This is a genomic window from Amycolatopsis dongchuanensis (assembly GCF_039542405.1).
GTDB lineage: Bacteria > Actinomycetota > Actinomycetes > Mycobacteriales > Pseudonocardiaceae > Amycolatopsis_E > Amycolatopsis_E sacchari.
This window is the reverse complement of sequence record NZ_BAABIB010000148.1, coordinates 37,148-46,265: the sequence shown is the minus strand read 5'-3', so window position 1 is coordinate 46,265 and position 9,118 is coordinate 37,148. Positions and strand designations below refer to the sequence as shown.

The 9,118-nt window shown below is 72.8% G+C and carries 8 protein-coding genes; 6 read left to right on the top strand and 2 right to left on the bottom strand.

The features are described from left to right. Positions 1–684 precede the first annotated feature (684 nt). Complete coding sequence (locus tag ABFX51_RS35250; protein ID WP_091516428.1) at positions 685–1,587, bottom strand: DUF4097 family beta strand repeat-containing protein; 903 nt, start codon at positions 1,585–1,587, stop codon at positions 685–687. A 2-nt stretch (positions 1,588–1,589) separates the two neighbouring features. Next, entirely contained in the window at positions 1,590–2,117 is a 528-nt protein-coding gene (locus ABFX51_RS35245) for a toxin-antitoxin system HicB family antitoxin (RefSeq protein ID WP_091516431.1), read from the bottom strand. 88 nt (positions 2,118–2,205) lie between these two features. On the opposite strand from ABFX51_RS35245, the gene thyX reads away from it, so the two are divergent. The 6 genes from thyX (at position 2,206) to ABFX51_RS35215 (ending at position 9,070) form a co-directional block, all read left to right on the top strand. Then, positions 2,206–2,958, top strand: coding sequence for an FAD-dependent thymidylate synthase (gene thyX / locus ABFX51_RS35240; protein WP_091516434.1), 753 nt, complete (start codon positions 2,206–2,208; stop codon positions 2,956–2,958). After that, on the top strand, positions 2,955–3,353 hold the full coding sequence (locus ABFX51_RS35235; RefSeq protein WP_091516435.1) for an ACT domain-containing protein: 399 nt from the start codon (positions 2,955–2,957) through the stop codon (positions 3,351–3,353). The genes thyX and ABFX51_RS35235 overlap by 4 nt, the downstream gene beginning before the upstream one ends. 102 nt (positions 3,354–3,455) lie before the next feature. After that, complete coding sequence (locus ABFX51_RS35230; RefSeq protein WP_177228999.1) at positions 3,456–4,694, top strand: Nramp family divalent metal transporter; 1,239 nt, start codon at positions 3,456–3,458, stop codon at positions 4,692–4,694. Positions 4,695–4,771: 77 nt separating this feature from the next. Then, the gene (locus tag ABFX51_RS35225) at positions 4,772–6,223 is read left to right on the top strand and encodes a serine/threonine-protein kinase (protein WP_346056343.1); all 1,452 of its coding nucleotides are present in this window, start codon (positions 4,772–4,774) and stop codon (positions 6,221–6,223) included. Positions 6,224–6,353: 130 nt separating this feature from the next. Then, positions 6,354–7,367: a 4-hydroxy-tetrahydrodipicolinate synthase gene (dapA, locus tag ABFX51_RS35220; protein ID WP_091516440.1), complete on the top strand. Its 1,014-nt coding sequence runs from the start codon at positions 6,354–6,356 to the stop codon at positions 7,365–7,367. Further along, the gene (locus ABFX51_RS35215; protein ID WP_091516441.1) at positions 7,364–9,070 is read left to right on the top strand and encodes an RNase J family beta-CASP ribonuclease; all 1,707 of its coding nucleotides are present in this window, start codon (positions 7,364–7,366) and stop codon (positions 9,068–9,070) included. Before dapA ends, ABFX51_RS35215 begins: the two co-directional genes overlap by 4 nt. Positions 9,071–9,118: the final 48 nt, after the last annotated feature.

Below are 9,118 nucleotides of genomic sequence, written 5' to 3'. Positions count from 1 at the left end.
CCGAGCAGCCATCCTCCTGCACGCCGTCATCACCTGGACCACAACATTGTCAGACATGACCTAGCCGCCTCCACGCGAAGCGGCCCCGTCCCGACTCGCCGCGCCGCCCGTCGCCAGCTGCCACGCCCGACCGCCGCGCCACGCCGCGCCCCACCGCTGCCTGCCCGCTGCGCACTGGCCCACACGACTGACCGGCCGCTGGCTGTCACACCCGCCCGCCCCGCCCCGCCGGGTCCGGCCGGACCGGGCCGCCACGGGCCTGGCCCGCCGCTGCTCCAGCCCCGCCTGGCCTAGCCGCCACGCCCGACCGCCCGTGCGGGCCGCCACCGGCTCCGCTCCGCCGTGGCGAGTCCTGCTCCGCCGGGCGGGCCGCGACCAGCCCCATCGCCAGATCGGCCCACCGCACCCGCCCCGGCGCCTGACCCTACCCCCCGCCGTGCCGTCCGTCCCCGGCCAACCCCGCCGCACCGTCCGTCCCAACCCTCGCCGCGCCGTCCGCCGTGCGTCGCTGCCCCGCTTCGGCCGGCGCCTCACCGCGTGGCTTGGCCACCGTCCCCGGCCCCGGCGCCCCCGCCCGTCCCCGGCGCCCGCCTCCCAACCCCGCCGCGCCGTCCGATCCGACCCGGCCCGGCGCCCCTACCCCCCGCCGTGCCGTCCGTCCCCGGCCCGGCGCCCCCCCGACCGCTACGCGGTCGCGCGGGTGAGGACTGCCTTCCCCAGCCCCGTCCGGCCGCGGATGGTCAGCGGGACCTCGCCCTCGGGCGGCTCCATGGACACCTCCAGCTCGCTCGTCACCTTGCTCGAGCTCGACAGGTCCACCTCCGCGGCCACCCCGGGCCGGATCGCCACGCGGATGTCCCCGCTGCCGGTGATCAGCTCCAGTGAACCGCTCACCGCCTCCGCCACCGACAGGTTGCCGCTGCCGCTGCGCGCCAGGACCTTCCCCGTCGTCGCACCCAGCCACACGTCGCCCGTTCCGGTCACGAGCGTTGCCGAGCCGTCGAGCGATGCGGCTTCCACGTCGCCGCTGCCCGAACGCAGCTGCAGCCCCGACAACGCCGGCCCCAGGCGGATCGCACCCGAGCCGGTCCGCACGTTCGTCGGGCCCTCCACCCGGTCCAGCGCCACCTCGCCCGAACCGGTCGCGACATCGGCCCGGCCACACGTCCCGGTCACCCGCACGTCGGCCGAACCGGCACGCACCTCCAGCGTCGAACTCGTCGGCACGCGCAGCTTCACCGCCAGCGGCTGGTTCCGCAGCGGCAACGCCTTCGGCGCGCGCACCACCAGCCGCTTCCCGGTCAGCTCGATCCGCGTCTGCTCGACCGCCTCCTTCGCGCCACCCCGCAGCTGCGCACCACCGAACTGGTCCCCGAACTGGTCGTTGAACCAGTTCAGCAGGCTCGACACCCCCTGCGCCCACGGCTCGCTTTCGTCCGGCGCGTGCCGGACCTCGACGACGGCCTCCGCCGTCTCCGTCAACTCGACCTCGACCCGGCCCAGCGGCACGCTCACGTCCAGGTCCAGCGGACCCTCGGCGTCGAACGTCTCCGTGCGGATCAGCTCGCCCCCCGGCTGCTCGCCCATGCTCAACCCCTCACCCAGCCACGCAGGTGCGAGTCGCTGCGCTCGCCCCGCGCCGGCTTGCTCTGCGACTCGCCACGCAGGTGCGACGTGCCGTGCAAGGCACCCTGCACCGCCTGCGAGATGAACGTGTTCAGCGAAACCCCCTGCGCGGCCGCCGCCTGCTCCGCCTGGCCCTTGATCTGCTCCACCAGGCGCAGCGTCATCCGCGCGATGTTGTTGTCCCCCTCCGGGGCGGGCGGCGGTGGTGGCGGGGGCGGTGGCACCGGCCCGCCCTCCCGTTCACCCGTGCCGGTCCCCGTGACGACGACCCGGACGTCCCGCCCGTCGAGCCGGACCTCGACGACCTGGTCCGGCAGCTGCGTCGTGACCTCGGCGGCGAGGTCCGACAGGGCGTTCATCAGCGCCAGCCGCACGGCCGGCTCCAGCGCCGCCGACAGCACGGCGGCCGCGCGACGCGTGTTCTCGTCTCCCGCGGAGGCCGTCGCGCTGAGGTCCTCACGGAGGTTGTTGATGTAAGGCGACAAATCCATGACACCACCATGACACCACGAATGGTGTCAGTCAAGGTGTCGCGGTGCGGACGGCTAGGCTCGATCTCGAAGAGGGGAAGGAGTGCGCATGGCCGGAACCGTCGCGCCGAGGGTGCAGTTGATCGCGAAGACGGAGTTCTTCCCGCCGGAGGACGTGCCGTGGTCCACCGACGCGGACGGCGGCGAGGCGCTCGCGGAGTTCGCCGGCCGGGCGTGCTACCAGTCGTGGGGCAAGCCGAACCCGAGGACCGCGACCAACGCCGGCTATCTCGACCACATCATCGAGGTCGGCCACCTCTCGGTGCTGGAGCACGGCTCCGTCAGCTTCTACATCACCGGGATTTCCCGTTCCCTGACGCACGAACTGATCCGCCACCGCCACTTCTCGTACTCCCAGCTGTCCCAGCGGTACGTGCCGGAGCGGGACGCGGCGTTCGTCGAGCCGGACGTCATCGCGAACGACCCCGAGCTGCACGAGAAGTTCGTCAAGGCCACCCAGGCCAGCGTGGACGCCTACACCGAGCTCCTCGCCGGGCTGGAGGAGAAGTTCGCCGAGGCCCCGAGCGCGACGCTCCGCCGCAAGCAGGCGCGCCAGGCGGCCCGCTCGGTGCTGCCCAACGCCACCGAAACCCGCATCGTGGTCACCGGGAACTACCGCGCCTGGCGGCATTTCATCGCGATGCGCGCCACCGAGCACGCCGACGTCGAGATCCGGGGGTTGGCCGTGGAATGCTTGCGGCAGCTGCAGAAGGTGGCGGCGAACGTCTTCGCCGACTTCACGATCTCGACCCTGCCGGACGGCACCGAGGTCGCGTCGAGCCCGAAGGTGCTGGAAGGGTGAAGCGCCTCGCGATCGACCTCCAGCCGGGGGAGTACGCCGTGGCGCGCCTGGGCGCGGAGGCCGTGGTGCCCGCCGCGTTGCTGGCGCCGGGCCGGACCGCGTTCGCCTCGGTGACGCGCACGGCGAAGGAGCTGTCCGTGGTGTGCCCGGTCGACGAGGTGCCGGAGGGCGCGCAGGTCGAGGGCGGCTGGCGGCTGCTGACCGTGCGCGGCCCGCTGGCCTTCACGCTGACCGGGGTGATCGCCGCGCTGACCAACGAGCTGGCCTCCGCCGGGGTGCCGCTGGTGACGCTCTCGACCTTCGACACCGAGCACGTGCTGGTCAAGGAGTCCGACCTGGCGCGCGCCAAGGCCGCGCTGACGTCGGCCGGGCACGAGGTGCACCTCCCGGCATAACCGAGTCCGTTTCGGGTAACACTCCTCTCATCTGGGTTGAACTCAGAAGTTCGGCGTGCCTAAACTTTGATTTAGGACCACTGCAAGCGAGAGGTGGACGGCATGGCGCTGGCGGAGACCGTGCGGCCGAAGCTGGCTCGCGTGCGGGCGGGCTCGGTCCTGCTGGGCCCGGCGTTCGTCGCCGCCATCGCCTACGTCGACCCCGGCAACGTGGCGTCGAACATCAGCGCCGGGGCCCAGTTCGGCTACCTGCTGGTCTGGGTGATCTTCGCGGCGAACCTGATGGCCGGGCTCGTGCAGTACCTGTCGGCGAAGCTCGGCATCGTCACCGGGCTGTCGCTGCCCGAAGCCATCCGCGAGCGGATGCCGCGCGCCGGGCGGCTGGCGTACTGGGGGCAGGCCGAACTGGTCGCGATCGCCACCGACCTCGCCGAGGTCGTGGGCGGCGCGATCGCGCTGAACCTGCTGTTCCACCTGCCGCTGCTGGTCGGTGGCGTGATCACCGGCGTGGTGTCGATGGGACTGCTGCTGGTGCAGGACAAGCGCGGGCAGCGGCCGTTCGAGCGCGTGATCACCGGGCTGCTGGCCGTGATCGCGATCGGGTTCGTGGCGAGCGTGGTCGTCGAACCGCCGTCGGGCACGGGCGTGCTGGGCGGGCTGGTGCCGCGGTTCGACGGCACCGAGAGCGTACTGATCGCCGCCGCGATGCTGGGCGCCACTGTCATGCCGCACGCGGTCTACCTGCATTCCGGGCTTTCCCGCGACCGGCACGGCCGCGCCACCGACGGCAGGCTCACCACGTTGCTGCGGGCGACCCGCCTGGACGTCACGCTCGCGATGCTGCTCGCGGGCGCGGTGAACCTGTCGATGGTGCTGCTCGCGGCGACGGTGCTGCGCGGCCGGTCCGATGTGGACTCGATCGCGGGCGCGCACTCGGCGATCGGCGAACTGCTGGGCGGCGGCATGGCGCTGCTGTTCGCGGTCGGGCTGCTCGCGTCGGGGCTGGCGTCCACGTCGGTCGGCGCGTACGCGGGCGCGATGATCATGCAGGGCCTGCTGCGCAAGCGGATCCCGTTGCTGCTGCGGCGGTTGATCACGCTCACCCCGGCGATCGTGGTGCTCGCGATCGGGGTGGACCCGTCACGCGCGCTCGTCATCTCCCAGGTGGTGCTGTCGTTCGGCATCCCGTTCGCGCTGGTCCCGCTCGTGCGGATCACCGGCGACCGGCGGCTGATGGGCGAGTCGGCCAACCACCGCGTCACCACGGTGCTGGCGTGGGCGATCGCCGGGGTGATCAGCGTGCTCAACGTGGTGCTGGTCTACCTGACGTTCGCGGGCTGACCAAGCGGGAACCACCGGGGCGCCCGGCGGGTCGGACTAGCATCCGGTTGTCCGATCCCGACGAAAGGCGCAACCCCGTGACCTCCGAGTACACGACCCAGGCCACCCAGCCCGCTCCCCGGCTGGTCGCCGGCCGGTACGCGCTGCTGGCGGAGCTGGGGCGCGGCGGCATGGGGGTCGTCTGGCGCGCGGAGGACCGGGTGATCGGCAGGCACGTGGCGATCAAGGAGCTGCGGCTGCCGGACGGAGCCGAGGACACGGTGTTCGGCGAGCGCGTGCTGCGTGAGGTCCGCACCGGCGGCCGCCTCAACGACCCGGCCGTGGTCACGGTGTTCGACGTCGTCGCCGAGCAGGGCAGCACGTTCATCGTGATGGAGCTGGTCGAGGCGCCCACGCTCGCCGAGCTGGTGCGCCGCCAGGGGCCGCTGCCGCCCGCCCAGGTCGCCGAGATCGGCCGCCAGGTCCTCACGGCGCTGCAGGCCGCGCACGGCGCCGGGATCGTGCACCGCGACGTCAAGCCGGGCAACATCATGGTCGCGCCGAACGGGCGGGTGAAGCTGACCGACTTCGGCATCGCGCAGGCCGTGGACGACCCGCGGCTGACCACCAGCGGGATGATCATCGGCTCGCCCGCGTTCATGGCGCCGGAACGGGTCGCGGGGGAGGAGGCGCTGCCCGCCTCGGACCTGTGGTCGCTGGGCGCGACGCTGTTCTTCGCCGCCGAGGGCGCGCTCGCGTTCGACCGGCCCACGACCGCGGCCACGCTGCACGCGATCCTGCACGAGGTGCCGTACCTGACGCGGGTGCGGGGCCCGCTGGCCGCCGCGATCATGGGCCTGCTGATCACCAGCCCGCAGGCGCGGATCTCCGCCGACCAGGCGCACCAGCTGCTCTCGCTGGCCGCCACGCCACAAGCGGCGCAGCCCACGCCGCCGCACGGCGCGCCGGCGTGGTCCGGTCCCGTGCCGACGAAGGTCGCGGCCGCGCCGGCCAAGCGCAGGCCGTGGTGGATCGCGGCCGTCGTGGCGGCGGTGCTGCTGCTCGCGGGCGGGTTCGTGCTCGGAGACCGGTGGGCCACCCCGGACCCGGACCCGGCGATGCGCCCGACGCAGACCTACGGCTCGGGGGGCGACGTGCCCGCGCTGGTCGTCTCGTCGAGCTACCCGTGCCTGAAGATCCCGCTCAGCGGCGCGGGCGTCGCGCAGGACGACTGGGTGGACTGCAAGGAACTGCACTTCGCCGAGCTCTACGACACCGCCACCACCTACGGCTCCAACGACTCCGACGCGGTCAAGGCCGGGTACCCGGAGAAGCTGCGGGAGTGGGCCGAGGCGCGCTGCGCGATGACCTTCCACTCCAACGCCGTCCGCGACCGCACCGGCCTGACCTACCAGGCGCTCGTCCCGTCGCGGCAGGCGTGGGAGACGCAGACCGAGAACAGCTACTCCGGTGAGCCCGTGCGCAAGGTCTACTGCCTCGCGGGCAAGCCGGAGGCCTTCACCGGAGCCGTTTCCACGCCGCTGGAGTAGCCGCAGAAGTTCCCGCCGCGACACAGCGCCGCCGGTGATTCTCCGGCAGGAGGGCGACACCGCCTGCCGATCATGCCGAACCGGCAGGTCGTCGCGGAGATACCGGCGCGGAAGAGGTACCGTCAACAGCATGTCCACTCCACCCACCGCCGCGCCCGGCAGGCCGTTCGGGCGCGTGCTCACCGCGATGGTCACCCCGTTCGACGCCGACGGCGCGGTGGACCTGAAGCGCACCGGGGAGCTCGCCGAGCACCTGGTGGAACTGGGCAACGACGGGCTCGTCGTGAACGGGACCACCGGGGAGAGCCCGACCACCTCCGACGAGGAGAAGGCCGACGTCATCCGCGCGGTCGTCGAGGCGGTCGGGGACAGGGCGACCGTCGTCGCCGGGGCGGGCACGTACGACACCGCGCACAGCGTGCACCTGGTGCGCGAGGCCGAGAAGGCCGGCGCGCACGGCGTCCTGGTGGTCACCCCCTACTACTCGCGGCCCTCACAGGCGGGGCTGTACGCGCACTTCACGACCGTCGCCGACGCGACCGGGCTGCCGGTGATGCTCTACGACATCCCGCCGCGCTCGATCGTGCCGATCGAGGTCGACACGCTGCTCCGCCTCGCCGAGCACCCGCGGATCCTCGCGGTCAAGGACGCCAAGGGCGACCTGCTGGCCGGCAGCGAGGTCATCGCCAACACGCACCTGGCCTACTACTCCGGCGACGACGCGCTGAACCTGCCGTGGCTGTCGGTCGGCGCCACCGGCGTGGTCAGCGTGATCGGGCACGTCGTCGCGGGCCGCATCCGCGCGATGCTCGACGCCTACGACAGCGGCGACACCTCCACCGCGCGCACCAACCACCGCGGCATGCTGCCCGTTTACCGCGCGATGTCGCGGGTAGGCGGGGTCGTGTTCGCGAAGACCTCGCTGCGCCTGCGCGGCCACGACGCGGGTGACCCGCGGCTGCCGATCGTCCCGGCCTCGCCGGAGCAGATCGAGGCCATCGCGGGCGACCTCGCCCAGGCGGGGGTCCCCCTCGACGAGTCGCACGGCCAGGACTGGCACAGTTCGAGGGTCGCGCAAGCGGACTCGGCCGCGGCCTACGTCGCGCCGACCACCCATACCAGCGTTGGGATCATTCCTAGGTGACTGCAAGTTCTCCGAAACCCGCCGGGCCAGGCCCGGTGAACCCGCCGCCCGCCCTGCCCGAAGGTGCCCTGCGCGTGGTCGCGCTGGGCGGCATCGGCGAGGTCGGCCGCAACATGACCGTCTTCGAGCACGCCGGGCGGCTGCTCATCGTGGACTGCGGGGTGCTCTTCCCCGAGGACGCGCAGCCCGGCGTCGACCTGATCCTGCCCGACTTCCGCGCCATCGAGGACCGGCTCGACGACATCGACGCGCTCGTGCTCACCCACGGGCACGAGGACCACATCGGTGCCGTGCCGTTCCTGCTGCGGATGCGCCCCGACCTGCCGGTCTACGGCTCGCGGTTCACGCTCGCGCTGCTCGAGGCGAAGTGCCGCGAGCACCGGCAGCGGCCGAAGCTGATCGAGGTGACCGAGGCCGAGCGGCGCACGGTGGGCCCGTTCGAGCTGGAGTTCTTCGCGGTCAACCACTCCATCCCGGACGCGCTCGCGGTCGCGATCCGCACCCCCGCCGGGGTCGTGCTGCACACCGGGGACATCAAGCTCGACCAGCTGCCCCTCGACGGGCGGCTGACCGACCTGGCCGGGTTCTCCCGGCTCGGTGACGAGGGTGTCGACCTGCTGTGCATCGACTCAACCAACGCCGAGGTGCCCGGGTTCGTCACGCCGGAGCGCGACATCGGCCCGGTGCTCGACGACGTGATCGGCAAGGTCACCCAGCGGGTCATCGTGGCGTGCTTCGCCAGCCACGTGCACCGCGTGCAGCAGGTGCTCGACGCGGCGGTGCGGCACGGGCGGCGCGTGGCGTTCGTGGGCCGCTCGATGGTGCGCAACATGGGCATCGCGGCGGACCTGGGGCTGCTGAACATCCCCGAGGGCCTGCTGATGAACCTCGACGAGGCCGTCAACCTGCCCGAGACCAAGGTGCTGTTCGTGTCCACCGGTTCGCAGGGCGAGCCGCTGTCGGCCTTGTCGCGCATGGCGCGCGGCGAGCACCGGCAGATCTCGATCCGCGCCGGGGACACCGTCGTGCTCGCCAGCTCGCTGATCCCGGGCAACGAGACCGCCGTGTTCGGTGTCGTGAACGGCCTGGTCCGGCTGGGCGCGCACGTCGTGCACCAGGGCAACGCGAAGGTGCACGTGTCCGGCCACGCGTCGGCCGGTGAGCTGCTGTTCCTGTACAACGCGATCCGCCCCAGCAACGTCATGCCGGTGCACGGCGAGTGGCGGCACCTGCGGGCGAACGCGGCGCTGGCCGTGCGCACGGGGGTGGCGCCGGAGAACGTGGTGCTCGCCGAGGACGGCGTGGTCGTCGACCTGGTGGACGGCCGGGCCCGGACGACGGGGCGTGTCGAGGTCGGGCACGTGTACGTGGACGGGCTGTCGGTCGGTGACGTCGGCGAGTCCACCCTCTCGGACCGGCTCGTGCTGGGCGAGGGCGGGTTCATCGCGATCACCGTCGCGGTGGACTCGACGACCGGCCGGGCGGTGAGCACGCCGACGGTGTCCGGGCGCGGGTTCTCCGACGACCCGAAGGCGCTCGACGCGGTCGTGCCGCTGGTGGAGATGGAGCTGTCGCGCACCGAGGCCGAGGGCATCACGGAGAGCCACCGCATCGCGCAGGCGGTGCGGCGCGTGGTGGGCCGCTGGGTCGCCGAGACCTACCGCCGCCGGCCGATGATCGTGCCCACCGTGATCCCGGTCTGAGCCGAACGGAGGAGTCCCCGCTCCTCCCGGTGGCGCCTGTGCTGCTCG

What these genes read in the sequence shown, in the direction of transcription:
- ABFX51_RS35230 (WP_177228999.1), top strand. Translation starts at nt 3,456, where the DNA reads ATGGCGCTGGCGGAGACCGTGCGGCCGAAGCTGGCTCGCGTGCGGGCG.
- ABFX51_RS35250 (WP_091516428.1), bottom strand. Translation starts at nt 1,587, where the DNA reads ATGGGCGAGCAGCCGGGGGGCGAGCTGATCCGCACGGAGACGTTCGAC.
- dapA (WP_091516440.1), top strand. Translation starts at nt 6,354, where the DNA reads ATGTCCACTCCACCCACCGCCGCGCCCGGCAGGCCGTTCGGGCGCGTG.
- thyX (WP_091516434.1), top strand. Translation starts at nt 2,206, where the DNA reads ATGGCCGGAACCGTCGCGCCGAGGGTGCAGTTGATCGCGAAGACGGAG.
- ABFX51_RS35245 (WP_091516431.1), bottom strand. Translation starts at nt 2,117, where the DNA reads ATGGATTTGTCGCCTTACATCAACAACCTCCGTGAGGACCTCAGCGCG.